Here is a 23,944-nt window from a genome sequence, read left to right on the forward strand (position 1 = left end):
TCCCAGCCCAGCTGTCCGCGGTCGCGGGTCTGCCAGGACAGCGTGCCCTCGGGCCACATCGGCACGATCGCGCCGCCGCGGACGAAGACAGACCCACCGCCCGACGGTCCTCCGTGCGTCCCTGTCAGCCGTCCTGCGCGGTGCACTCGGTGATCAGCTCGACTAGTTCCTTCATCGGCGTCAGTACGTCCACGATCTTGGGGGCGTTGAACGCGTACAGCCGCAGCGTGCCGCTGCGTTCGACGCTGAGGAGCCCGGCGTCGCGCAGGATCTTCAGGTGATGGGACACCGCCGGCTGGGACAGCTTCAGCTCCCGTGCGATCTCTCCGACGTTGAGGGCTCCACCAGACCTCAGCAGCAGGACGACGATGGTCTGCCTGCGCTCGTCGCCCAGTGCGGTGAACAGCGGCTGGCTCTGGGCGAACAGGTCGAGTACGTCCTGCGCTGCGACCGTCATGTCGAGGCGGCCGCCGACAGGCTCTGCCGCAGTTCCCCCAGCCGGTCCACTTGCAGCCCGCGGGATTTGCCCTCGTTGATCCATCCGTCCAGCATCTGCCGTGTCTGTGCGCCGACCTTGGTGAAGTGCGCCTCAAGGTAGCGTGGCAGGTCGAACGGGGCAAGCCGGGGCAGTAGCCGCAGCAGGGCGCCGACCAGCCAGGGCGGAGCCACCGTCCGGGGCGGCTTACGGCCGTTGAGCGCGGCGACCACGGCGAGCGCCTCGCCGGCGGCCAGGCTCGGCAGCCGCAGTCCGGCGCGCAGGGCCGGCAGGGACCAGCCGACCGCTTCCAGGGCCGCCACATACGGCACTTGCAGGGCGGCCTGGAGTTCACCTGTACCGGCCCGGGTCTCCCGCTTGGCGCGGACACCACCCGCACGGAGCGCCTCGATCACGGGCCGCGCCCGGTCGTCGGTGCCGCCGACCATCGGCGCCGCACCGGGCGGCAGCCAGTACGCGATACCGGCCATCGGCACCTCGTCCGCCAGCGGCGCCTGGTAGGCCAGCACCGAGGGCACCACTTGGACGATCTGTTCGTCCGGCCAGGTCCGCGCGAGTATCGCCCGGTCGTGCAGGTCCTGGCCGACGGTGACGATCGTCGCCGTGCCGACGAGTGCGCGCAGACCGGCCACCCAGGGCTCACGGAGCGCGTCCGACGACACGCACAGCCAGACCGCGTCCCACTTGCCATCGGCCGGATCATCGAGCACCCGGTCGGGGCGCAGCCGTTCGACGACGGGCTTACGCCCCGACCGCAGGCGGAACACGGTCCGCCCCTCCTCGGGCCAGCCGCCCCGCCCCGGTTTCACCAGGTAGCTGACGGTTGCGCCGCCCTTGGCGAGCCACAGGCCGAAGACCTGTCCGAGTGCGCCAGCTCCGACCATCAGGATCTTCATCGCCACCGCTCCTATCCATCGAAATATTTAGATAGATGAATCTAGCAGTGGCGACGGGAGTTCTGCACGGTGTTTACCTGTCCGTAGCGGAACGGACCTGTGCGCCGCGACGGCGGTAACGACCTTGGCCGCCCACCAGCCGAGCAGCCCGCACCTGCTCAGGGGCGCGTCGACCAGAGCAGCGTGCCCGCGGGGCGCTGGGCCAGGGGGACGATGTGAGCGCGCCACCCGCAGCGCCCAGCAGCGAGGGCCGTATACGCACGCCTACCCGTGAACGCCCAGCCCGTCCCGGGAGCTTCGGCGTGCGACGGCCGCCGCGCGATGCTGGTGCCCTGGCGCCGCCAAGGGTGCCGCGCTTGCCCGCAGCACCCCTCGGCGGGCGTCACGCCCAGGAATCACCTCAGGTCAGGATGCGGTACGACCCGATCAGGCTTGCCTCCGCCACCTCCGGGGGCGCGACCAACCGGTCACCGATCCCCGTTTGGAACTCCGCGAAGGCCGCGGACTTCGCCAGCGGGTCGCTGCCGTCCTCGCTGATGACGACGTGCACGAAGCTCACGCCGTCCGCCAGCCGGAACGAGGCATAGCGCAGGCCGCCGGGGTCCTTGGTGTTGAGCTCCGCCAGCACCTGCTCCACGAGACGCTGGTTCTCGTCCGCGGCGTCCTCGCGAGTCCGGTATCGGACGATCTTCATGCTGCTCATATTCGTTCCTCTCCCACCTCACCAGGTGCGTCGGCTCAGCCGACCTTGACTTCCTCACGCCCGAGCCCGACCGGCGCCGGGGCGACCGCCTTGCCAGGCGCCAATACGGCTGGCAGCACGCCGACGGCCGCCACCGCGGCCAGCACCCACGCCGCCGCCGTGAATCCGTCCATGAACTCCACCGGTGAGGCGTAGCTGCCGCTGTTCGCGAACACCAGAGAGGCGATCGCGACGCCGAACACCGAGCCGACTTCGCGCATCGCACTGTTGACACCGGCCGCGACGCCCGCGTCGTCGAAGGGCACGGAGTTGGTAACCAGGTTGGCCACCGGCGGGAAGCACAGGGAGATACCCACACCGGCGACGAGCAGCGGCAGCACCAGGCTTGGGTAGCCGACGCCGAGGTCGGCGACCGCCGCGAGCCAGCCCAGCCCCACCGCCTGCAGCAGCATGCCCAGTGACATGAGCGGGCGGTCGCCGATGCGGTCGGCGAGCGCACCGGCCAGTGGGGCCACCACCATCAGGGTGCCGTTCCAGATCAGGATGCGCAGGCCCGCCCCCAGTGGGGAGTAGCCGAGGCCGGTCTGGAACATCTGCGAGATCATGAACAGCGCGCCGATCAGCGAGACGTTCTGCAGGAAGCCCACCGCGTTGGCGGTGGCGAATCCGCGGCGGCGGAAGTAGTCCATGGGGAGCATGGGATGGGGTGCCCGCAGTTCCCAGGCGACGAAGGCGGCCGTGAAGAGGGCGCCGACCGCCAGGGCGACGATCACCTCGGCGCTGCCCCAACCGGCGGACGGGGCCCGCACGGGGGCCCACACCAGCGCAAGCAGGCCAACCGCGGCCAGGGTCAGTCCGGCCGGGTCCAGCTGTGGGCGCGGGCCGCGGCTCTCCCGGAGCTTCAGGGCGGACAGGGCCGCGACGGCAGCGCCGACGGGAACGTTGACCCAGAAGATCCACTGCCAGGAGACGCCCTCGGTGATCGCGCCGCCGACGACCGGCCCTGCCGCCACTCCCAGGCCGGTCACACCGCCCCAAATCCCGAGGGCCGCGCCGCGCTTCCCCGTGGGAAACGCGTCGATGATCAGGGTCAGCGTCAGCGGCATGACGACGGCCGCACCGGCGCCCTGCACCACACGTGCCACGATCAGGGCCGGCGCGGCATCCGACAGTGCTGCCGCGGCGGAGGCCAAGGTGAACACCGCAATGCCCAGGACGAACATCTTCTTGCGGCCGAAGCGGTCGCCCAGGGCGGCGCCTGTCAGCAGCAGGCAGGCAAGTACGAGGTTGTACGCGTTGATGGTCCACTCGAGGTCACTGAGGCTCGCGTTGAGGTCCTGCTGGATCACCGGCAGCGCCGTCGACACGACCACCACGTCGAGGGCGGTCAGGAAGACGCCGATCGGCGCGAGGATCAGCGTCCACAGCACGTGAGTGGGGCGCGCGTGCGCCTCGGCATCCGCGGTCATCGGCACGCCCCGATCGCTGTCCAGGCGCCGGCTGTCGCGTTGTGCATATCGTTTCTCCCGCTCTGTTCGCCGCAGCCGGATACCGGCCGCCGCAGGAGGGTGGGCTCCCTCCTGCGGGATAAGACCCGGCGGGCCGCTGCGATTCGCCGCGGCGAGAAGAGGAAAACAGCGCTATCCGCCGATCGCGGCCGGCTCCGGCGCCAGCCGTGCGGGCATGCCGAAGGCGGGGAAGAGCCCGGGATCGAGAAAGGTGACGACCCGTGCGATCCTTGTCGGCGTCATCGCGAGCACCTGGACGGACTGCGCCTCGAACCAGCCGTCGGGGGCGCGCAGATACGCCACGACGGCCGACTGCCCGTTGGCGGACGTGGGGATCATCCGGATGCCGCCGGGACCGGTGAAGCACTGGGTGGCGATGAAGCGCAGGAAGGCATCGCGGCCGGAGAACCAGGCCTGCACGGGTGGCATCTCCACGATCACGTCGTGGCGCAGCAGCCGCGCCAGCGCGCCCAAATCGCCGTTCTCGAACGCGGCAATGTACCGATCGAGCAGCACACGCTCCTGACGCCCGCCCGGCTCGCTGAGGTCCTCTTCCTTCGTCGCCGCCGCGTCGAGCTGGGTTCTGGCGCGGCGCAGCATGCTGTGCACGGCGGTGGGCGAGGTGTCGAGCAGCTCCGCCACCTCAGACGCGCGCCAGTCCAGGACGTCGCGGAGAATCAGCACCGCGCGCTGCCTTGCAGACAGGTGCTGCATCGCGGCGATCAGGGCGAGGCGGACGCTGCTCCGGGAGGTGACGACCGCCGCCGGGTCCCCCGGGATGGTGTGGATCAGCGCGTCCGGCACGGGCTCCAGCCAAGCGACCCCCGGATCGGCCGGGGCAAGCGGCCGCTCCGGATCGGCACTGGGCACCCCAAGGCCGGACGGCAGCGCGCGGCGGCTTCTGTGCTCCAGCGCCGTCAGGCAGGCGTTGGTGGCGATCTGATACAGCCATCGGCGCAGCGAGGAGCGGCCTTCGAAGGTGTGGAAGGACCGCCAGGCACGCAGGATCGTCTCCTGCACCAGGTCCTCAGCGTCGTGAACCGAGCCGAGCATGCGATAGCAGTGCGCCAGCAGCGCGGGACGGAACGGGTCGGTCAGACGGATGAAATCGTCGCTGTCCGGCATGGCTGCCCTTCTCCAAGATGCGTCTTCGAGAAAAGACCCCGCGGACCGCGGAAACTCACCGGTGACCTACCTCACCCCCCCACGGGGCGCCGACCGCAGCTCAGCGGCAGCCAGTACCCGAGCGCGGGCCGTACAGCACATCGGTCAGGAGTACGGATACGAGGATGCAGGCCGCCAGACGGCCGCAAAAGCGCAGCCGCGTGCGCCACCCCCGGGTCGGCGCGCCCGAACCCCCCTCTGAACGGCGGGTCGACTGATCTACCTCACTCTGTTAGGCACTGGAAGACGGCGACTGGATGTAAGACCTCATGGTTTCGCGGAGCGAGTCGTCCAGCCCCGTGGGCTTCAGACCGAAGGTCTCGGTTGCGTCGGAAGAGTCCAGCACCCACGGGTGACGGCGCTGGTAGCCCACTTCGCCCAGTGCGCGCAGCATCTTCGCCTCATCGCCCCGAACGGACGCGAACGCCGCCGAAAGGGACAGGACCCGTTCCGAAACCGCGGTCAGGCGGGGCGACCGCACCCCCGCCAGAGTGGCCGCCCGGATCGCGATGTCCCTGACCGAAATGGCTGGCTCGCTGGGGACGTGCCACGCCCGGCCCCAGCCTCGCTCATCATCGGCAACCGCGATCAGGGTGCGTGCGACATCGCCGGTGTAGGTCCATGAATGCGGTGCGTCGAGGGCGGCTGGCACGATCGCGCGCTTCCCGGCGGCCAACGGTTTGAGCACGCTCTCCGTCAGATACGAAACAGCGCCTGCACCGAGGTAGTCGGATGCCCTGGCCTCGGTGACGCGGACGCGTCCGGCCTGGTGGCTGGCCAGCGCGTCAAGCCACATCTGCGCGCGTACGCGTCCCTTCTTCGTGGTCGCCGTGAGAGGAAGCTCCTCTACGAGGGGACCGTTGGGAGGTGCGTAGCCGTACAGGTTGCCCGCGATGGCGAGAACAGCGCCGGTGAATTCGGCGGCCGCGAGCACGGAAGCCGCCAGCGGCGGAAACTCAGCAGGCCAGTTCCAGTAGGGCGGCGCGGCGCAGTTGTAGATCACGGCGGCGCCCGAGGTCGCCTCACGCAATGCGGTCGCGTCCTTGGCATCCACCGCGACGTGTTCGATCCCCGCGGTATCCGGACCGGTGCCGCGGCGCGTGAGCACCCGGACCTGTTCCCCGCGCGCGGCGAGAAGACGGGCGGTCGCGGCACCGACCGGGCCGGATCCGATGACGATGTGCAATGACATGGATTCATTCCTCGAAAGTTGATGAATTCGGGCCGGGCCGGCCGCTCGAACTGCACACCGACGTGTGCCAGCGGTCTCCAGTAACGAAGCCCGGCGGCCTGGCGCTCGGCTTTGGGATTCCGGCTTCAGGCGCGGACGGGCGCGCCGTCGGTCTTGGGCCGTGCCCTCTGCTGACGATCAATCAATCACCAAGAGTGAGAACCATCTTGCCGACGGTGTGTCCCTGCTCACCGATGGCGTGCGCCTTCGGTGCTTCCCACAGGGGCAGCACCGTATCGACCCGCGGGCGGAGCCGGCCGGCCGCTACGAGATCGGCGATGGCGTTCATCGCGAAGTGATCCGGCTCAACGAGCATGAATCCCGCTCGCACACCGAGTTTCGCCGCCTGCGGGACCAACGCCTCTTCCGCGGGCGCGGCGAGGGAGACCAGCGTCCCACCCGAGGTCAGAACCTCCAAGGAGCGCTTCCCGCAGTCGCCGCCCACGAGGTCGAAGACGATGTCGATGTCCCGGACGACGGCGGCGAAGTCCAAGGTGGTGTAGTCGACCACCTCGTCCGCTCCCAGTCCGTACACGAAGGCGTGGTTCGCCTTGCGGGCCGTCCCGATCACGTACGCGCCCAAAGCCTTGGCCACTTGGACCGCGAGATGCCCCACACCACCGGCCGCGGCATGGATCAGCACCCGCTGGCCTGCTTCCACGTGTGCGGTGTCGACGAGCGCCTGCCAAGCGGTGAGCGAGGCCAGAGGCAGTGCCGCAGCTTCGATGTGGTCGATCTCGTGCGGCTTGCGCGCGAAGTGGCGGGCCGGCGCAGCGAGGTACTGCGCGTAGGCACCCGCCTGGTGCGGGAAGCGCGGCATGCCGAAGACCTCGTCGCCCGGCTCGAAGAGCCTCACGCCGATTCCGACGGCCTCGACCACTCCCGACACGTCGTGCCCGAGGATCGCCGGCTCGTCCCACAGCCCCAGGCCGCCGGTGGCCCGTGACTTCCAGTCCGTGGCATTGACCCCGGCCGCCTTCACGCGGACCAGGATCTCTCCGGGTCCCGGTTCCGGCCGGATGACCTCAATCTCACGCAGAAGCTCGGGGCCACCCCACGACGCCGGACTCACCGCCCTCATCACTGCTGTATCCATCGCTGTCTTCACTGCACGCATCCCCATACCGTCCTCGCCTCTCTATCCCCCACCGACGTCATCGCCTCAGCCCGCCGCATATGGCGCAAGGCAAGCCTGCGGTCGCAGGCATCCCCATACCATTGGCCCAAAGGCCAATCTGTGCCAGAATCCGGCCATGCACCAAGTGGCCGTCCTGGCGCTGGAAGGCGTCATCCCGTTCGAGCTCGGCATCCCGCACAGGATCTTCGGTAGCGCTGTGGATGGCGACGGAACGCCGCTTTACGAGGTGACCACCTGCACCCTCGACGGCCGCCCCGTGACAACTGACGCAGGCTTCACCATCGGCGTCGAACACGACGCACAGCTGCTGTCGAAAGCCGACACCGTAGTCATCCCGCCCTCCGCCGCACTGCCGGAACTGCACGAGCGCGGCGGACTACCGGCGCCCGCGGCCGAAGCCCTGGCCGGAATCCCCCAGGGCTGCCGCATCATGTCTATCTGCACCGCCTCCTGGGTACTGGCGGCCGCCGGTCTGCTGAACGGCCGTCGAGCCACGACCCATTGGCGAGAGGCAGACCACCTTCAGCGCGCATTCCCCGAAGTACTCGTCGAACCCGATGTCCTGTTCGTCGACAGCGGCGACGTCCTCACGTCCGCGGGCGCGTCAGCGGGCGTGGACCTGTGCCTGCACCTGGTCCGCAGCGACCACGGCAGCGAGGTGGCCAACCGGGCCGCTCGCTCCTGCGTCGTACCCCCCTGGCGGGACGGCGGCCAGGCACAGTACATCGAGCGGCCCGTGCCCGAAACCTCTCAAACCGGCACGGCCGCAACCCGGGCGTGGGCACTGGAACATCTCGACCAGCCACTGCCATTGCCCGATCTCGCCGCGCACGCGCGGATGAGCGTGCGGAACTTCACCCGCCGGTTTCGTGCCGAGGTCGGCATGAGCCCGGGCCAATGGCTGACCGGCCAACGAGTGGAACGGGCCCGCCACTTGCTGGAGACCAGCGACCTTCCCATCGACACGATCGTCAGCCGTTGCGGCTTCGGCATCCCCTCCTCCTTCCGCCAGCACTTCCGCACCATCGTCGGCGTGTCGCCTTCCGCATACCGCCGCGCATTCGCCCAGTCCGCCGGCAATGAACAGCGCGCTCACCCCGCCGCTGATGCCGCTCAGGCCGTGAACGGAGAACGGGCTCCTTCACTGCCACGGGCCGCCCTGGATGGACCCACCACCACACCTGGAAGCCGTGCAGAGTAACTCGGCGTCGGTCGACCTTGGCAATTCCGACTGAGGGCCAGTCTTGAATTGGCTCGAGAACGGTTCACGAGACCCCGTCCTTCTCCGAACTACCAGAGGTGGGCACTAAAGATCGTCTCTGCAGGTGGCGACCGGGCTCGTTGAAGCTGGCGGCCTGATGCGTCAGCGGCCCCGGAACGCCGAGATCAGCAGCGTCTCAGCAGCCCGCGGACCGCTGCCCGCCGCGAGCACGTCCGTGGTGATGTCCGTGAGCCCCACGGCGTCCAGGAGCCTGCCCCAGACGTGCGGCCGCAGCACCCAGCGGTGCATCGTCGTCGCGGTGCCGTCCGGCGCCTTCGCCGGCACGTGTACGGGCGTCACGTCCTCGCTGGCCGCCGCGCCGCTCAGGTAGTGGCCGAAGGTGGCGAACACCAGCCGTCCGCCCGGGCGCAGCGCCGCGGCCGCGGCCGGCAGGAGCCGCGCCGGGTCGCTGAAACAGGTCGCGCCGAAGACGCTGTACAGGACGTCGTAGCTCTGGTGCGCGGTGTGCAGGTGGGTGACGGCGTCGGCGTGGACCAGGTGCAGCCGCGGCGCCAGGGCGGCGTACAGGCCGGCGGCCATGGTGTGTTGGGCGGGTGAGGATTCGATGGCATCGACGCGGCCGGGACGGTGGTGGGTGGCCAGGTGGGCGGCCTGCCGTGCGGCCCCGGAGCCCAGATCGGCGACGATCTTGCCGGTAAGGATCCCGAGCATCTCCGGGCCGGGTCCGCGGTCCTGGCTCCAGGCCCAGTGGAAGGTGTCCGGGACGCTGTCGTCGGATGCGGCGCGGGCGCGGCCGTAGTGGTGCCATACCTCGGTTGTGGCGGTCGTCACCTGCCACATGATGGCGTCTGCGGCTGTGGTGCCGGTGTATTCGCTCGGATGCCACCCGGATGCGTCGAGGACCTCCGGGCGCGGCGGCCGGAGGCCCTCAGCAGGTGGGTGGGTCAGTGTGAGGGGTTGCCGGGGTGAGCGCCCGCACGGGCCGGGAACGCCGCCCGGCGGCTTCCGTACGGGCGGGCGGCGTCGCGCTGCTTCCGTACGGGTGGCGGCGCCGTCGGGCAGAGGGAACTCGGTCCGGGCTGGGCGGTTGGTGTCGTCAACGGCTGTTCACGGATGCCTCGTTCGGGGCGGCAACCGCATGTGGTGCGGTGGAAGGCCGCGGGGCCGGCGAGGCTTGTGCGGGCTTGGACCGTGCGAGCCACAGGCCGGTGAACACGGCGGTGGCCACGGTGACGGCGCCCGCTGCGAGAAACGCGTCGTTGAGGCCGGTGGCGAAGGAAGCGCCGCTGGATTGCCGGGTGCGGACGACGGCTCCGAGCACCGCCACGCCGAGCACCGCGCCGATCTGGCGGGCGGTGCTGCTGATGCCTGAGGCGAGGCCGCCCTCCTGCGGGCTGACCGCCTGGATCGCGGCGCCTGTCAGTGGGGACAGGGTCAGGGCGAAGCCGATGCCGGCAAGTCCCAGCCGCCACCACACGTTCCCGTAGCCGGTGTCGGCGTGCACCATGCCGAGCGCCAGGAGTCCCAGGCCGGCGAGGGCCAGGCCGGCGGTGACCACGAGGCGCAAGCCGTACCGGGCGGCGAGCCGGCCCGCGTACGGACTGACGATCACCATGGCGAGGGATACCGGCAGGGTCTGCAGGCCGGCGCGCAGGATCGAGCTGCCCTGGACGTACACGAAGAACTGGGAGAAGAAGAACGACGACCCCATGAGCGCAAAGCCCACCACGGTCATGGCGGTGTTGGACACGGTGAACAGCCGCTGCCGGAACAGCCGCAGCGGCAGCATGGGAGCACCACGGCGCGCTTCGACGGCGACGAAGGCGGCGAGGAGGATCACCGCGGCGGTGAAGCAGCCCGGGATCGCCGGTGAGGTCCAGCCGCGGGCACCGCCCTCGATCAGCCCGTACGTCAGCACCCCCACCCCCACGACGGACAGCGCCGTGCCGGGAATGTCGATCGCGGGGGCGCCCGGATTGCGGGACTCGCCCAGGTGGCGCAGGCCGATCAGCAGCAGGACCACGCCGATAGGCAGGTTGACCAGGAAGATGGCGGGCCAGCCGAAGGCTTCGGTCAGCACACCGCCGGCTACGGGGCCCGCGGCCAGACCCATGCCGCTGAGTCCGGCCCACAGCCCGATCGCCTTCATCCGTTCCTGCAGCACGGGATAGGCGGCGGCGAGCAGCGCGAGCGAGGCAGGGCTCAGCGCCGCGGCACCGATGCCCTGCAGGACCCGGCCGGCGATCAGCCAGCCGACCGAGGGTGCGACGCTGCACAGCACCGACGCGGCGGTGAAGACCGCGACGCCGCTCAGATACACCCGCTTGCGGCCGAACCGGTCGGCGAAGATCCCGCCGGACAGCAGCAGCATCGCGACCAGCAGAACGTACGCGTCGACGATCCATTGCAGACCGGTCAACTGGGTGTGCAGGCGGTGCTGCATATCGGGCAGCGCCGCGCCGACGATCGTGTTGTCGAGCAGGACCATGAACTGGCCCAGGCAGGTCGCCGTGAGCAGTACGGCCCGGTTCGATCGACTGCCTGCGGCCGAATGCGATGCACCCAAGGGATCTCCCTCAATCCGTAGTTGCGCCCGGATGCCGACCGGGGTGGCGAGACAGCCGAGCGCTCTAATGCAGCCACTGACTGCGTTAGGTGACTATAGAGAGGTTCGGCTCACAAACGCAAGCAGCGACTGCGTTAAGGTGGGAGGCATGAACGAGCAACAGCGAGCCCGGCGGCCCGGCGGGCGCAGCGCCCGTGTCGGCGCGCAGGTCCACCAAGCCGTCACCGGCCTGATCGGCGAGCGCGGGTACGGCAACTTCACCGTCGGTGACGTCGCAGCCCGCGCGGGCGTGGCCGACAGCAGCATCTACCGCCGATGGGGCAACCTGGAAACCCTGCTCACCGACGTGGCGCTCACCCGCCTCAACGCGCAGTCGCCGATGCCCGACACCGGCAGCCTGGCCGGCGACCTGCGCACGTACGCGGCCCAAGTGGCACGCGAGATCACCGGACCCGACGGGCCGGCGGTGCTGCACCTCGCCGTCGCCCTGTCGGGCACAGGGCAGCAGGGCATGCAGGCCGGCGACGACCTGCGCGCCGAACGGACGCGGCAACTGCAGTCCATGCTCGACCGCGCCCGCGCCCGCGGCGAGCACCCACCCGACGCGCTCGACGTGCTGGACCACATCCTCGCCCCGATGTACATCCGGACCCTCTTCGGCATGACCCCCCTCACCCCCGCCTACATCAACGGGCTGGTCGACCGGATCCTGTAGGCCACCCCACCCCCAGGTAGCGCTGCACGCCCACCCCCCGGCCGCGATGTCACGAACCCGGTCGAAGCCGCCGGCACAGGCGTCGGGTTGGCCGCGGACGGCGGCCACGGGGCGGAAGTCCCGACCGCCCCGGCGCGTCCGGCGTGCGGCTCCCCGTGTTCCGCGCCCCCGCGCGCCCACCGCGTGAGCAGGAAGTTCACACGTACGAACGACCTGGGGCATCCCTTTCGTCATGCCGGGTAACGAGGCCGGGACCGCTCCGCGGGCCCACCAGCGAGGGCCCGCCTGGACATCGGAGACCGACATGCCTGTTTTCCCGTTCGCCAGGCGCGTTGCCGCCGCCCTCGCCGTGATTGCCGCGGCGGCGGGAGGTGCAGCGGCCCCGGCCGCCGCGGGCAGTGCCGCTTCCCTGGGGCAGTGCCGCTTCCCTGGGGCAGTGCGCGGTGAGCGTCAGCAACCCCAACCACGCGGGCGACTACGTCTGGGGCGAGACCCATTGGAACTGCTCCACGCTGCCCGCGGACGGCGGCGCGAAGATCCATCTGCGGATCCTCCGCGACGGCGAGGTGGTGAAGACCTCGGAGTTCTGGCAGAGCGGGCCGTTCAGCAACTCCTTCGGGACGGGCGTCCGGTGCGTCGGCGACAGCCACACCTACCTGATCCACGCCTGGGGCTTCGACAATGACCTGATCCAGTACCACGCGTACAGCCAGGAGGTGACGCTCCCGTGCTGACGGGCCGATCCGCACCCCACCGCGCGGCGCAGCTCACGCGTGGGCGGTGCGGGAGACGGCCCCGGCCCGTGATGGGGCCCGGCACGGGCCGCCCGGCAGGCGAACAGCCCTCTGCCCAGGTGGCCCCCGGTCCCTTGCCGGGTGCCCACGCACCGTAGGCCCGGACACCCAGAAGACGACGCACGGGAGTTGGTGCCGATCGTCGTCCCCGGCGTGGTCTTGTCCTTCGCCCTGCCGGCGGCGCTCAACGCCGTCACCGGCGACTCCCGCCGACACAAACAGGGGGTCGCCGGCGGAGCACCCGCTGACCGCTTGATCCATGGGGGACTCCGGACGGGTATGTCGATCGAGCTGCTTCAGCTGGGCCGGTGAGCCTCATCATCGTTGCCTCGATGACGTGCGTTGGCAGCGAACAAACGCTGCAGGTTCATGTGGCGGAACTGGCAGACCGCCGCGACCTGGCGTGAGGGCATGGAGACTGGTAGGGACCGCGTCGCCCAGCTACCACCAGACCAGGTCGGTACCGCCGTTGCCCTCACCCCGCGCACTCGTCTCAGGGTGTCGCCAGCGCCTCGGTAGGGGAAAGGCGGGAGGCGCGACGGCGGGTAGAGGCCCGCCGGTGCACCGACGGCCAGGGTGGCGGTGATGCCGCCGGCCAGCGCCCAGGGCGGTACGACGGTGGGCCAGTGCTGGCAGAGAGCGAACGCGGTAGTCGCTCCGCTACCGAGGAGGGCGCCGCCGAATCCGCCGAGGGCGGACAGCAGGAGCGATTCGGCGAGGAACTTGGTGCGGATTTGGCCGCGGGTGGCGCCCACCTGGCAGGGCAGCCCGGCGGCGAGTTCCCGGTCGTGCGTGGTGATCACGACGGTGGTGCCGGTGGTGTGCAGGTCGCGCAGCAGCCGCAGCACCGCGGCTCCGGCGGCGATGTCCAGTGCGCCGGTGGGCTCGTCGGCCAGCTCAGCTCCGTTCCTGCCGGGAATCCCGTCGCCGACCGCCCGCGGCACCTCGTAGGGTCCTGTGCATGCCACCTGCACGCATATCATCCGGCGAGCCCCTGTCCCCGGCACCGCTCTCCCCCGCCCGCTACCTGATCTGGCTGGCCACCAGCCAGTGGCCCCGGATCGTGGCCGGGGCCGTGCTCGGTTCGGGATGGATGATCGCGCTGGCCGTGCCGCCGTACCTCATCGCGCGGTCGGTGGACAGCGGGCTGGATACCCGTTGGTGCCTGGCGCTGCTCGTCTCCGGTATCGCGATCGCCTCGCTCGGTGTGCTGCGGCACCGCACCATGACCAAGGTCCGGATGGACGCCAACTTCCGTACCGTACGGACGGTCTCCGCGCACGCCGTCCGGCTTGGCTCCGCGCTGCAGCGGCAGGCCTCCACCAGCGAGGTGGTGACCATCGGCGTCGGTGACGTGCAGACCATCGCGCAGACGCTCACGGTGTGCGGTCCCGGCATCGGCTCGGTCGTGGCGTACCTGGTGGTCGCCGCCGTGCTGTTCTCGATGTCCGTGCTGCTCGGTGCCGTTCTGGTGATCGGCATCCCGGTGATCGGCATGGTCCTCGGCCCGCTCGTACGCCGGCTGACCGGCACCCTGGCCGGCTACCGCGAACGCGAGGGCGCCCTGGTGGCCCGCCTCGTCGACCTGGTCGGCGGTCTGCGCGTGCTGAGCGGCCTGGGCGGCAAGGAGGTCTTCGCCGCCCGCTACCGCACCGATTCCGCCGAACTCCTCGCCGAGGGCTACCGGGTGGCGAAGGTGATGAGCTGGGTGCAGGCGCTCGCCATCGGCGTGCCGTCGCTCTTCGTCGCCGCCGTGACCTGGCTGGCCGCCCGCACCGCCGCCACCGGCGAGATCAGCGCGGGCGAACTGGTCGCCGTCTTCGGCTACGCGGCCGTCCTCGTCGTCCCCACCATCTTCCTGATCGAGGGCGGCTACGACATCAGCCGCGGCCTGGTCGCCGCCCGCAAGGTCACCGCCTTCCTCCGCCTGCGGCCCGACCCGCCGGGCACCCTCCCCTGCCCGCCGCCCGGCGCCGCTCTGCACGACCCCGAATCCGGTACGGAGATAGCCCCCGGCCTGCTCACCGCCGTCGTCTGCGCCCGCCCGGGCGACGCGGCCGCGCTCGCCGACCGGCTCGCCGGGATCGGCCCGACCGCCGCCACCTGGGGCTCGGTGCCGCTCGCCGACCTGGACAGGCCCGCGCTGCGCGCCCGCGTGCTGCTCTCCGACAACGACTCCGCGCTCTTCCCCGGCACCCTCCGCGAGGTCGTCACCGGCGGTCGCACCACCCCGCCGTCCGAGCAGGAACTGGCCGAGGCCCTGTCCGCCGCGATGGCCGTGGACCTCGCGGGCGGCCCGGACGCCCCCGTCCACGCGGACGGCGCCAACCTCTCCGGCGGCCAGCGACAGCGCGTTCGCCTCGCCCGCGCCCTCGCCGCCGACCCGGAGATCCTCTTCGCCGTCGAGCCGACCTCCGCCCTGGACGCCCACACCGAGGCCGCGGTCGCCGCCCGGCTCAAGGCGGCGAGGTCCGGTCGTACGACGGTCGTCACCACCACCTCCCGCCTCCTCCTCGAACAGGCCGACAGGGTCTGCTTCCTCGAGGACGGCAAGCTCGCCGCCACCGGCACCCACCACACCCTGATGCGCGAGGCGCCCGAGTACCGCGCCCTGGTGGGCCGCGCGGCCGACGAGGAGGAAGTCCCCGCATGAGCAGCACCGCCGCCACTTCCCAGAGCACCGCTCTCCCCGTCGCCGACCGCCCCGCCGTCCGCCGCGCACTGGTCCGCCATCTCCGCCGCGACCCGCGCACCTTCCTCGCCCTGCTCGCCGTCACCTCGCTCGCCGCCGCGTCCGGCCTGGTCGCACCCTGGCTCCTCGGCAGCATCGTGGACGAGGTCCAGGCCGGCACCACCGTCTCGGCCGTCGACGAACTCGCCCTCGCCATCGGTGTGTTCGCCGCCGTCGAGATCCTGCTCACCCGCTGGGCCCGGCTGATCGGTTTCCGCTTCGGCGAGCGCGCCCTCGCCCGGATCCGCGAGGAGTTCACCGACCGCGCCCTCGCCCTGCCCACCTCCACCGTGGAGCGGGCCGGCACCGGCGACCTCACCGCCCGCGGCACCACCGACGTCACCGCTGTCGGCAAGACACTGCGCGAAGCCGCCCCCGACCTGTTCATCGCGGGCGTCCAGACGACCTTCCTGATCGCCGCGACGCTCGCCCTGGACCCGCTCCTCGGACTGACCGGCCTGCTCGGCCTGGCCGGTATCGTGCCCGCCGTCCACTGGTACCTGAACCGCGCCCGCGCCGCCTACCTCACCGAGGGCGAGGCCAACTCCCAGGTCGCCGAGGCCCTCGCGGCCACCGCCGCCGGCGCCCGCACCATCGAGCTGTACGGTCTGGCCGGCCACCGCACCACCGCCACCGAGACCGAACTCACCGCCTCGCGCACGGCCCGCCTGCGCACCCTGGCGCTGCGCACCGTCCTGTTCCCCAGCGTCGAACTCTCCTACTGCCTGCCGGCCGTCATCGTCCTGTTCGCCGGCTCCTTCCTGTACGCGGCTGACGCCGTCACGCTCGGCACCGTGGTCGCTGCCACCACCTACTTCCGCCAGCTGATCACCCCGCTCGACACGATCCTCCAGCACCTCGAGCAACTCCAGTCCAGCGGCGCCTCGCTGGCCCGCGTCGAGGGCCTGGCCGCCGTACGCGAGGAGACCCCGGCCGACCACCCCGTCCCCGACGGCGACGTCATCGAACTGCGCACGGCCCGCTTCTCGTACGACACGACCTCACCCGAGGTCCTGCACGGCGTCGACCTCACCGTCCGCCCCGGCGAACGCCTCGCCGTCGTCGGCCCGTCCGGCGCCGGCAAGTCCACCCTGGCCCGCCTGCTGGCCGGCATCGAACCCCCGACCGGCGGCGAGGTCACCGTCGGCGGCGTCCCGGTCGCCCGCCTCGCCCCGGATACCCTCCGCCGCCACATCGCCCTGGTCACCCAGGAACACCACATCTTCCTCGGCACCGTCCGCGACAACCTCCGCATCGCCGCCCCCGACGCCGACGACGGCCGCCTGCGCTCCGCCCTGGCCGTCGTCGGCGCCGACGAGTGGTTCGACGAACTCCCCGACGGCCTGGACACCGACCTCGCCTCCACCCTGAACGGCACCCAGGCCCAGCAACTCGCCCTGGCCCGCGTCGTCCTCGCCGACCCCCACACCCTCATCCTCGACGAGGCCACCGCCCTCCTCGATCCCCGCACCGCCCGCCACACCGAACGCGCCCTCGCCGCCGTCCTCACCGACCGCACCGTCATCGCCATCGCCCACCGCCTCCACACCGCCCACGACGCCGACCGGGTCGCCGTCATGGAGGGCGGCCGGATCACCGAACTGGGCACCCACGACGAACTGGTGGCAGCGGACGGACCGTACGCGGCGCTGTGGCGGTCGTGGAGTTCCTGAGTGCCATCCGAATGCCGGGAACCGGTCGGTCGCTGTTCAGCCTCCCCTCGCCGACCCGCCGGGTGCATTCCCTGGCGGGTTCCGGTCGGCGGCGCAGGCCCCACACTAATGATCACCAGAGTCACCAGGGAGCCCGCAGCATGACCGCCACCACACAGGCCCTCGGCGGGCCGACCGCAGCCGACCACGCGTCGCGAAGTGTCACGCGCCCGTTCTACGTCTACGCCGTGCTCGCCAACACGCTCCTCCAGCGCGGCGTATTCGTCCTCTTCCTTCAGCAGCGAGGCTTCTCCGCCGGGCAAGTAGCCCTCCTGCAGACACTGATCTACCTGGTCAGCGGACTTGCCGAGGTGCCGACGGGAGTCATCGCCGACCGAATCGGCAGGCGTGCCAGCATCGTGATCGGCCAGCTGCTGATCGCTGGTTGCCTGCTCGGCCAGGTGTCGTTCTCCACCTACTGGGTGTTCCTGGCGCTGTTCATCGGGCAGGGCGTGGGCATGGCGTGTGTGTCCGGCTCGGACACCGCCCTGCTGTACGACCTGCTCGTGCGCCGTGGTGCCACGGCCGGCTACGTCAGGATCAAGTCCCGGTTCACCATGCTCGGGACGCTCACCTCGGGAGCCGCCATCGTCCTCGGCGGCCAACTGCAGCAGAAGTCCTGGACGGTCGTCTACGCCGGTTCGGCCGTGTGCCTCGCCCTGGCCGTGGTGGTGCTGGTGGCACGGGTGCCCGAGATCCGCGGCGCGGACGCCGTCGACGAGCAGGACACAGCCCAGGAGCACCACGGCGACGCCACCGCATGGCGGGCGATGCTCCGCCTCGCCACGCCGGCACTGGTGACGCTCGTCGTGGTGTCCGGACTGATGCATGCGACGTTGACGCCGTACATCATCTTCACGCAGAAGACCCTCGCCGATCAGGGAGCGAGCACCGCACTGGTCAGCGTGGTCATAGCGGCGGGATTCCTCGCCGGCGGGCTCACTCCGCTGCTGTCGCACCGCGCCGAGCGGCGCATCGGCTACCGGGTCATCGTCCCGGTGTCCCTCCTGACACTCGCCGCCGCACTCGCCCTCAGCGGCGTCGGCCATGTCTGGGTCACCATCGCCGCGTTCCTGGTCCTGGTCGGCATCCCCGAGATCACCGCCGTGCTCGTGGACAACGTGTTCAACGAGGCCGTACCGTCACGCCACCGGGCCGGCCTGCTGTCGATGATCACGTTCGTGGAGTCGGCGCTCATCGGCACCGGCTATCTCGTCCTCGGCACGCTCATGGACGGGCTGGGCTCCAGTGCGGGCATGGCCACGTACGCCGTCGTCCCTCTGCTGGCGTGCCTCCTGTGGCTCCCGGTGCTCTTCCGAGGGGCACGGGTGACCACCATGACCGACAAACCCGCCGAACAACAGACACCCTGACGTCTCGCACAGCGCCACACGGGATGGGAAATCCGCGCCACTGCGGCAGCTGCTCAGCAGGCCGCGGCGATGACCTGCGGATTCCAAGCCGGATTGGAACGTGTCGCACAGGTGTGCCCCCCAGGGTCAGAATCTGAACCGCGCGCGTCATCCGCAGAGGGGGAAGCCATGTACGCACGTACGTCCCGTAAATCCGTGGCCGGCACGGTGGCGCTGGGCCTGGCCGCCGCGCTCGCTGGTGCCGTCGCCGCGCCGGGCATCGCAGTCGCCGACACCGGCGACCGTACACAGACGACTGCGTGTGAGTCGTTGTGGGTCAACGACAAGTACGGGGTGACCCACGCCCGACTCCGCAACTGCACCGTCACCTGGGGGAAGAACATCTACGACGGTTCCTACTGGCAGACCGTCCGGTTCGAGCTGCTGGACGCCGCCACCGACAAGGTCTGCGCCAAGTCGAACACCATCGCCTCGCCCTCCGGGCGCAGCGCGTCGGCGAGCGAGTGCAACGGCGTATGGACGCCGAAGACCGCGAACTTCTACGGCCGGGCCACGAACTTCTTCATCTGCATCGGCTACGGCACCAACTTCCCGCCGTACGGCAACGAGTACACGAACGAGACTCCGCCGGCCGGCTTCTGAGCCCGGGACGGGCCGGCGCCGGCGTATGCCCGGTGCCCGGTGCTCCCCCGCTCGGTCCGTCTCTCGTGCTGTCTGTTCTCCTGCCCGCGGTCACTCGCCCGGGCCCGATCAAGGGATGTGTCATGCGAGGAAGTCGACAGGCGAAGCTGGCCGCGCTGGCGGCCGGGATGATCATTGCTCCGCTGGGGCTGACCGCGGGAGCCGCTGGCCCGGCATCGGCGAGCGCCTATTGCGGCCGCAGCGGACCCATCCTGGTCGGCGGCAGCGCCCGGATGACCCCGGGGGTCAGCGCCAACATGCGCAGCGGCTCCAGCACCAGCTGCAAGATCGTCGGCTGGGCCGACAACCAGGACTACCTCGTCTACTACTGCTGGACGTCCGGCGAGAACGGCACGTGGACCTTCCTCTACAACCAGCACGACGACCGGTTCGGATGGGTGAAGGACTCCCTGCTGCCCGGGAACGGCGCCGATCCCTGGTGCGGCTTCTGACCCGTCACGTCCCGTCCGACAAACGGAGGCATCCATGAAGCACAAGCTCGTCCCACTCCTCAGCGTCCTCGGGCTCGCCCTGGGCACCGTGCTTATCGCCGCCGGGCCCGCAGCCGCGAGCCCCGTGTGCTCCACGGTCCGCTATCTGACGGCCACGAACGGGCATCTCATCGCGGTGCCCGCCTACACATCCGGAAGCACCTACTGCCACCTGCAGCGCGGCGGGGGCGGCGAGGGAGTGCAGACCCTGCAGACGTCGATCTACCAGTGCTACTACCTGCGCGGACCTCGCCTGGCGGTGTTCAACATCGCCCGCGATGGCAGCTACGGCCTCAAGACCGAAGCCGCCGTCGCGGCCGTCCAGCGGTATCACAAGATCCCCGACGACGGCATCTACGGGCCGCAGACACGCAACTACATGCAGCACTTCGCCAACTGGGAGGGCGAACTCAACTGCAGCTACTTCAAGCCCTGAGCAGGTACGGACCCGGGCTCCGCGGCCGGAGGGGAACCGGGAGCGGGGAAGGAACCTCTCACCCGGGTAGGGGCCGGCCCGACGTGTCCCCGTGCGGGCGCCGCACGGGGACACGTCGGGCGGTCACGACCACCTGGGGGGACGCACGTGGGAGTACTGCGACTGCATTTCACTGCCGCCGACCTCGGCAGAGCCAAAGTGGCCGCCCGGCCCGACCCGCTGTGGGAACTCGTACTCAGCGCCAATCTGCTGGGCAACAGGGACGGCCGGGCGGTCTTCGACACCTGGCGTGCCGACGCCCGCACCCGGTTGCGGACGCTGCCGACGAAGCACCGGCACCTCATCCGGCTGCTGGCCCCTCCGTTCAGCGACTTCCCCGATCTGCTCACCCCGCCGGCCGGGCAGCAGGGTTTCGAGGAGGGTCTCGACGCGGTGCTGTCCACTCCGCGGCAGCGGATCACCCGTGAACTCGCCGCGCTCGGCACGCTGCCCGCCTGGACCACTCCCCTGCTGCGCGGCGAGTCCGGCGCCGTCCGCGCCCTGGGCCATGCGTTGCGCGGCTACTTCGGTCAGGTCCTCGAGCCGTACTGGCCGCGGATCGCAGCGCAGGTGGAGGCCGACCAGGCACGGCGGGCGCGGGCCTTCGTGGCGGGCGGCGTGGACGGTGTGCTGAACAGCTTCCGCCCGCTGCTGCGCTGGCAGTACCCGGTGCTGGAGGCGCCGTATCCGCACACCCGCGACATACACCTCGACGGGCGGGGGCTGCTGCTGATCCCGTCCGTCGTCTGCTGGCGCACCCCCGTCACCTGGATCGACCCGGAGCTGCCGCCCGTGCTGGTCTACCCGGTCGAGCGCACGGCGCAGTGGTGGTCGCGGCTACCGCCACCGAACGTCCGCGACACGCTCACCCCGCTGATCGGCGGCACTCGGTCGGCGATCCTGCGGGCAGCCGCCGAGGGCGGCTCATGCGGCGAACTGGCCCGCCGCGCCGCCCACTCCCCGACCATCACCAGCTACCACCTGAAGGTCCTACGCGACGCGGGCCTGGTGACCTCGCTGCGCGACGGCCCTTACGTGGTCTACGCCGCCACTCCCCTGGGCCACGATCTCCTGCTGGAGAACCAGAGGGGTGGGGGCGCGAACGCGCCTGCGGGCGGATGACGGGGCGGGCGATGGGGACTGAGGGGGGCGGGGCTCGCTGCGTTCGGGGCACTGGTCGCGCGACGGCCCGGCGCCGGACGGCCCGCGTGCGAAGCGGGCGCCTGCACTGGCGCTAACGCCGAGCCCCTCGCCCACGTGTTGTACACCTCCGGGTCCACCCTCCCCAAGGGGGTGATGATCCCCCCGGGGCGGCGGTGCAGCCGACGGTTTGCCATGTACTGCCTCACGGACGCGGGCCGGGTTCACCTCGTCATCACGGTGGCGGACCGTCCTGGGGTGATGGACCGACATGCCGGACGCAGGAAGCGACGACCACAAAGGGCCACAGAGCCTGAACGGATGTCAGCGCACGTTCCGCCACGCCAGGCACACCGTCACCGATCGACTCGATCAGAAACCAGACCGCGCCGACCGCCATCACAGCAGTCACCACGATCGAGGGCGCAGGCCGAAGTCCCCACGGAGCGGCTTTGCTGCGATCGACGGACAACACCGGCCACACCGCCAGCAGAGTGAATCCGACCACCGCTACCGAGCCATGACGCAGCGATCCCCCACTGCTCGGCGCCGGGAACAACGTCACCACCAACGCCGCCACCCCACCTCCGGCCAACGCCACACGTCCCGCGAACGCAGCCGCGCGCAACCCCCACGCCGTCAGCACATGGCAGACACCCAGGGCCAGCAGCGCCCCCGTCATCACCCAGAACCCCGACGCCCCGTAAGCCGCCAAGACACTGATCGTCTGGGTAGCAGGATCGTAAGCGGACCCCTCAAGCACCGCCGCAACCGCCCAACCCCCGATCAAGAAGACCGGCGCACACCCCGACGACACCAACGCCCACCTGGGAACAAGACTCACTAAATCACCGTAAAACGGCCGACCCCGTCCCCACCTCATACACGCAGACCAGAAGCGTCCAAATCAACCCCCCATACCCACCCCCACCGCCCCGGCGAGCTGCTCGGTGAAAACCGCATGTGACGCCACGCCGCGGACGCCGAGCCCCTGCTTCCTAGCCTCGACGACCCGCTTCCCTTCACGTATCGCCGCCACCCAACGTATCGACGACCGCTACCGGGCGGGCCGAGGACATTCGCGCCGCCCTCCACGCCCGCTCAGCTGCCGAGGATGGCGACGATCCGTGGGCGTGACCGCGCCGGCCGGCGGACGTGCGATCAGACGACCAGCGCGGGCACGGCGAGCGAGTAGGTGGCGCTCGTTCAGCTGGAGCCGAGGTCGGCGCGCCGGTTATGGGTTGCGGTCTTCGCGGGGTGAACGGAGCCTGCAGCGGGTGAAGGGGGCGGAGATGTTGATCGGGGCGGTCACCGGTCGCGGAGTCTGTGAGCAGCGGTGGCCCAGGTCACGCAGCGTGTGGCCTGCCGCAGATCTCCGGCTCAAGGTGGGAGGGGGCGGGTGCGGCAGTACCTGGCGCAGTCGGCAGGAGACGTGCACGATGAGCGTGGTGGCGTCGGGGCCGGGTCCCCAAGGTGGGGTGTACCGCCTCACGACAGCCCTACCCACCGCGGACACCAGTCCACGACATGGTCGACAATGACCGCGTGGATGTCACCGAACTACTCGAATCGGCTTCCCTCCTGATCCCGGAAGAGATCGCTACCGAAAACGACATCACGGTGCGAGATGTCTGGGACTACCTCGCCCACGACGAGTGGGAATCGGCGCTGGGACTGCTGGAGGAGCTCGGGGACGGACATCCGCTGTCGTTGACGTTCTGGAAGCAGCTTGCCGACGCAGCTGAGGAACTCCGCCTTGAACGAAGCGCAGCTTGGTGCCACTGGCGATGTTCAGAGATCCGAAACGGAATGATCCGGGCGAATCTGATGCTCCAGCCAGCCACAGAGGCGCGACGCAAGACACCAATCCCCGGTAACGGCGTTCTGCGGCCCATGTGGGACATCGGGAACTTCTCACCCACCGGAGGTGCCTCGGTGAGCATTGCCGGACTCTGGGTCGAGGACACGCCTTTCCTGGAGCCCGGCGGCCGGGCCACTGTCCGCCTCGTTCCCCTCACTCCCGCTCACTGGACGCACGTCAAAGCCGGCCAGCGGATCAACATGCACGAGGACAGGACCGTGGCCGGCACCGCAGTCGTACTGGAGGTTCACCTCCCTGCCACGGCCATTCCCACAAGGTGACATCGGCTGCCTCAGCGTCTCACCGGTGCAGATATCCGGGGACTACGGGGCTGACGTTTGGGAAACCCTGCTCTCCCGCTTCGCTCCAAGTGTTCACCGGGTGGGCAGCCGCCACAGGTCGGTCTTCGCCCGCGCCTGCGGTGGCGGCATCTGGCGCACCAGGTGGTAGAGGTTCTCGAAGTACTCCTGCCAGCGATCCGGATCCGGCAGTCCCATCTGCGACCTCTTGGCCCGCTCCACCCGCACTAGAGGCTCCATCTGCTCCCATACCGAGATGACCGATCCGCCCAGGTAACCGGAGACGGGTCTGATGCCGACCACACCGTGCGCGACCAGGGCGCCCAGATTGTCGTAGAACCAGGCCAAGTCACGTATCAGGTTCCGCTCGGCCTCGGGCAGCCCCTCCATCCCGGCGGAGATGTTCCAGGTGGGCAGGTGCCGGAACACGGTTTCGCGGGCCAAGGCAAGGTGCACACTGCGGTGTTCGCGGAAGAGGTCCACCAGGACTGGCAACGTGTTCGCGTGTTCCGTTAGGCGCAGCTGTCGCGCGGACACGATCCCGGTCGCGCCCAACGCCAACAGCGACACCACCAATGCGGCAATCTCCATCATCCCCCCTTGCAGGCTGCTTGCCGCCCCCGTTCCCCGCCGCGGGGATGAGCAATCTCGATCGTCCGGGCCGGGTTGTCGGCGGCCAGTGGTTACGACTGCCCGTAAGGAGCCCCCGATCACCGGTCCTCAAACAGCCGGTGGAACAGCGGCCACG

Annotated in this window: 21 protein-coding genes and 2 pseudogenes; 11 read left to right on the forward strand and 12 right to left on the reverse strand. The window is 70.4% G+C overall.

What is annotated here, in order from left to right:
• Nucleotides 1-124: 124 nt before the first annotated feature.
• The 7 genes and pseudogenes from AB0M28_RS20110 to AB0M28_RS20140 all read right to left on the reverse strand — a co-directional run bounded on the left by AB0M28_RS20110 (nt 125) and on the right by AB0M28_RS20140 (nt 7,115).
• The gene (locus AB0M28_RS20110) at nt 125-457 is read right to left on the reverse strand and encodes a metalloregulator ArsR/SmtB family transcription factor (RefSeq protein ID WP_365406349.1); all 333 of its coding nucleotides are present in this window, start codon (nt 455-457) and stop codon (nt 125-127) included.
• Nucleotides 454-1,392, reverse strand: a complete 939-nt coding sequence (locus AB0M28_RS20115; RefSeq protein WP_365406350.1) for a hypothetical protein — start codon at nt 1,390-1,392, stop codon at nt 454-456. Before AB0M28_RS20115 ends, AB0M28_RS20110 begins: the two co-directional genes overlap by 4 nt.
• A gap of 400 nt (nt 1,393-1,792) precedes the next feature.
• A complete protein-coding gene (locus AB0M28_RS20120; RefSeq protein WP_365406352.1) occupies nt 1,793-2,086 on the reverse strand; it encodes a hypothetical protein in 294 nt (97 codons plus the stop codon).
• A 44-nt stretch (nt 2,087-2,130) separates the two neighbouring features.
• Nucleotides 2,131-3,564, reverse strand: coding sequence for an MFS transporter (locus AB0M28_RS20125; protein ID WP_365406354.1), 1,434 nt, complete (start codon nt 3,562-3,564; stop codon nt 2,131-2,133).
• Nucleotides 3,565-3,735: 171 nt separating this feature from the next.
• Nucleotides 3,736-4,737: pseudogene (locus AB0M28_RS20130) on the reverse strand (sigma-70 family RNA polymerase sigma factor); the annotation flags it as partial.
• 262 nt (nt 4,738-4,999) lie between these two features.
• Nucleotides 5,000-5,959: an NAD-dependent epimerase/dehydratase family protein gene (locus AB0M28_RS20135; protein WP_365406356.1), complete on the reverse strand. Its 960-nt coding sequence runs from the start codon at nt 5,957-5,959 to the stop codon at nt 5,000-5,002.
• A 181-nt stretch (nt 5,960-6,140) separates the two neighbouring features.
• A complete protein-coding gene (locus AB0M28_RS20140) occupies nt 6,141-7,115 on the reverse strand; it encodes an NADP-dependent oxidoreductase (protein WP_365406357.1) in 975 nt (324 codons plus the stop codon).
• A 136-nt stretch (nt 7,116-7,251) separates the two neighbouring features.
• Here AB0M28_RS20140 and AB0M28_RS20145 point away from each other — a divergent pair, with 136 nt between their 5' ends.
• On the forward strand, nt 7,252-8,337 hold the full coding sequence (locus AB0M28_RS20145; protein ID WP_365406360.1) for a helix-turn-helix domain-containing protein: 1,086 nt from the start codon (nt 7,252-7,254) through the stop codon (nt 8,335-8,337).
• 162 nt (nt 8,338-8,499) lie between these two features.
• Here the strand turns inward: AB0M28_RS20145 and AB0M28_RS20150 are convergent, their stop codons facing one another.
• Nucleotides 8,500-9,189, reverse strand: coding sequence for a class I SAM-dependent methyltransferase (locus tag AB0M28_RS20150; RefSeq protein ID WP_365406363.1), 690 nt, complete (start codon nt 9,187-9,189; stop codon nt 8,500-8,502).
• A gap of 265 nt (nt 9,190-9,454) precedes the next feature.
• Nucleotides 9,455-10,924, reverse strand: a complete 1,470-nt coding sequence (locus tag AB0M28_RS20155; protein ID WP_365406366.1) for an MFS transporter — start codon at nt 10,922-10,924, stop codon at nt 9,455-9,457.
• Between the two features lie 148 nt (nt 10,925-11,072).
• On the opposite strand from AB0M28_RS20155, the gene AB0M28_RS20160 reads away from it, so the two are divergent.
• A complete protein-coding gene (locus tag AB0M28_RS20160; RefSeq protein ID WP_365406369.1) occupies nt 11,073-11,639 on the forward strand; it encodes a TetR/AcrR family transcriptional regulator in 567 nt (188 codons plus the stop codon).
• Between the two features lie 443 nt (nt 11,640-12,082).
• On the forward strand, nt 12,083-12,373 hold the full coding sequence (locus AB0M28_RS20165; protein WP_365406372.1) for a hypothetical protein: 291 nt from the start codon (nt 12,083-12,085) through the stop codon (nt 12,371-12,373).
• Nucleotides 12,374-12,926: 553 nt separating this feature from the next.
• Here the strand turns inward: AB0M28_RS20165 and AB0M28_RS20170 are convergent.
• A pseudogene (locus AB0M28_RS20170) lies at nt 12,927-13,242 on the reverse strand (FtsX-like permease family protein); the annotation flags it as partial.
• 152 nt (nt 13,243-13,394) lie between these two features.
• On the opposite strand from AB0M28_RS20170, the gene AB0M28_RS20175 reads away from it, so the two are divergent.
• The 7 genes from AB0M28_RS20175 to AB0M28_RS20205 all read left to right on the forward strand — a co-directional run bounded on the left by AB0M28_RS20175 (nt 13,395) and on the right by AB0M28_RS20205 (nt 21,018).
• Nucleotides 13,395-15,086, forward strand: coding sequence for an ABC transporter ATP-binding protein (locus AB0M28_RS20175; protein WP_365406375.1), 1,692 nt, complete (start codon nt 13,395-13,397; stop codon nt 15,084-15,086).
• Nucleotides 15,083-16,837, forward strand: coding sequence for an ABC transporter ATP-binding protein (locus AB0M28_RS20180; protein ID WP_365406377.1), 1,755 nt, complete (start codon nt 15,083-15,085; stop codon nt 16,835-16,837). The genes AB0M28_RS20175 and AB0M28_RS20180 overlap by 4 nt, the downstream gene beginning before the upstream one ends.
• A gap of 140 nt (nt 16,838-16,977) precedes the next feature.
• Nucleotides 16,978-18,249, forward strand: a complete 1,272-nt coding sequence (locus AB0M28_RS20185; protein WP_365406380.1) for an MFS transporter — start codon at nt 16,978-16,980, stop codon at nt 18,247-18,249.
• Between the two features lie 168 nt (nt 18,250-18,417).
• Complete coding sequence (locus AB0M28_RS20190) at nt 18,418-18,891, forward strand: hypothetical protein (protein WP_365406383.1); 474 nt, start codon at nt 18,418-18,420, stop codon at nt 18,889-18,891.
• A gap of 122 nt (nt 18,892-19,013) precedes the next feature.
• Nucleotides 19,014-19,382, forward strand: a complete 369-nt coding sequence (locus AB0M28_RS20195; RefSeq protein WP_365406386.1) for an SH3 domain-containing protein — start codon at nt 19,014-19,016, stop codon at nt 19,380-19,382.
• A gap of 34 nt (nt 19,383-19,416) precedes the next feature.
• Nucleotides 19,417-19,857 carry a peptidoglycan-binding domain-containing protein gene (locus AB0M28_RS20200; protein WP_365406388.1) on the forward strand — a complete coding sequence of 147 codons (441 nt, stop codon included), beginning with the start codon at nt 19,417-19,419 and terminating at the stop codon, nt 19,855-19,857.
• A gap of 147 nt (nt 19,858-20,004) precedes the next feature.
• Nucleotides 20,005-21,018, forward strand: coding sequence for a winged helix-turn-helix domain-containing protein (locus AB0M28_RS20205; protein ID WP_365406391.1), 1,014 nt, complete (start codon nt 20,005-20,007; stop codon nt 21,016-21,018).
• 253 nt (nt 21,019-21,271) lie between these two features.
• Here AB0M28_RS20205 and AB0M28_RS20210 read toward each other — a convergent pair whose 3' ends face one another.
• Nucleotides 21,272-21,880: a DUF998 domain-containing protein gene (locus AB0M28_RS20210; protein WP_365406394.1), complete on the reverse strand. Its 609-nt coding sequence runs from the start codon at nt 21,878-21,880 to the stop codon at nt 21,272-21,274.
• Nucleotides 21,881-22,581: 701 nt separating this feature from the next.
• On the opposite strand from AB0M28_RS20210, the gene AB0M28_RS20215 reads away from it, so the two are divergent.
• Nucleotides 22,582-23,178 carry a hypothetical protein gene (locus AB0M28_RS20215; protein ID WP_365406397.1) on the forward strand — a complete coding sequence of 199 codons (597 nt, stop codon included), beginning with the start codon at nt 22,582-22,584 and terminating at the stop codon, nt 23,176-23,178.
• 93 nt (nt 23,179-23,271) lie between these two features.
• Here AB0M28_RS20215 and AB0M28_RS20220 read toward each other — a convergent pair whose 3' ends face one another.
• A complete protein-coding gene (locus AB0M28_RS20220; RefSeq protein ID WP_365406400.1) occupies nt 23,272-23,787 on the reverse strand; it encodes a hypothetical protein in 516 nt (171 codons plus the stop codon).
• Nucleotides 23,788-23,944 lie beyond the last annotated feature (157 nt).

The sequence above is a fragment of the Streptomyces sp. NPDC051940 genome (assembly GCF_040680895.1).
In the GTDB taxonomy this organism is placed as follows: Bacteria; Actinomycetota; Actinomycetes; order Streptomycetales; family Streptomycetaceae; genus Streptomyces.

Excerpts from the sequence above, each read along its gene's own strand:
- AB0M28_RS20110 (WP_365406349.1), bottom strand. The coding sequence starts at position 457 with ATGACGGTCGCAGCGCAGGACGTACTCGACCTGTTCGCCCAGAGCCAG.
- AB0M28_RS20115 (WP_365406350.1), bottom strand. The coding sequence starts at position 1,392 with ATGAAGATCCTGATGGTCGGAGCTGGCGCACTCGGACAGGTCTTCGGC.
- AB0M28_RS20120 (WP_365406352.1), bottom strand. The coding sequence starts at position 2,086 with ATGAAGATCGTCCGATACCGGACTCGCGAGGACGCCGCGGACGAGAAC.
- AB0M28_RS20125 (WP_365406354.1), bottom strand. The coding sequence starts at position 3,564 with ATGACCGCGGATGCCGAGGCGCACGCGCGCCCCACTCACGTGCTGTGG.
- AB0M28_RS20135 (WP_365406356.1), bottom strand. The coding sequence starts at position 5,959 with ATGTCATTGCACATCGTCATCGGATCCGGCCCGGTCGGTGCCGCGACC.
- AB0M28_RS20140 (WP_365406357.1), bottom strand. The coding sequence starts at position 7,115 with ATGCGTGCAGTGAAGACAGCGATGGATACAGCAGTGATGAGGGCGGTG.
- AB0M28_RS20145 (WP_365406360.1), top strand. The coding sequence starts at position 7,252 with ATGCACCAAGTGGCCGTCCTGGCGCTGGAAGGCGTCATCCCGTTCGAG.
- AB0M28_RS20160 (WP_365406369.1), top strand. The coding sequence starts at position 11,073 with ATGAACGAGCAACAGCGAGCCCGGCGGCCCGGCGGGCGCAGCGCCCGT.
- AB0M28_RS20175 (WP_365406375.1), top strand. The coding sequence starts at position 13,395 with ATGCCACCTGCACGCATATCATCCGGCGAGCCCCTGTCCCCGGCACCG.
- AB0M28_RS20180 (WP_365406377.1), top strand. The coding sequence starts at position 15,083 with ATGAGCAGCACCGCCGCCACTTCCCAGAGCACCGCTCTCCCCGTCGCC.
- AB0M28_RS20185 (WP_365406380.1), top strand. The coding sequence starts at position 16,978 with ATGACCGCCACCACACAGGCCCTCGGCGGGCCGACCGCAGCCGACCAC.
- AB0M28_RS20190 (WP_365406383.1), top strand. The coding sequence starts at position 18,418 with ATGTACGCACGTACGTCCCGTAAATCCGTGGCCGGCACGGTGGCGCTG.
- AB0M28_RS20195 (WP_365406386.1), top strand. The coding sequence starts at position 19,014 with ATGCGAGGAAGTCGACAGGCGAAGCTGGCCGCGCTGGCGGCCGGGATG.
- AB0M28_RS20200 (WP_365406388.1), top strand. The coding sequence starts at position 19,417 with ATGAAGCACAAGCTCGTCCCACTCCTCAGCGTCCTCGGGCTCGCCCTG.
- AB0M28_RS20220 (WP_365406400.1), bottom strand. The coding sequence starts at position 23,787 with ATGGAGATTGCCGCATTGGTGGTGTCGCTGTTGGCGTTGGGCGCGACC.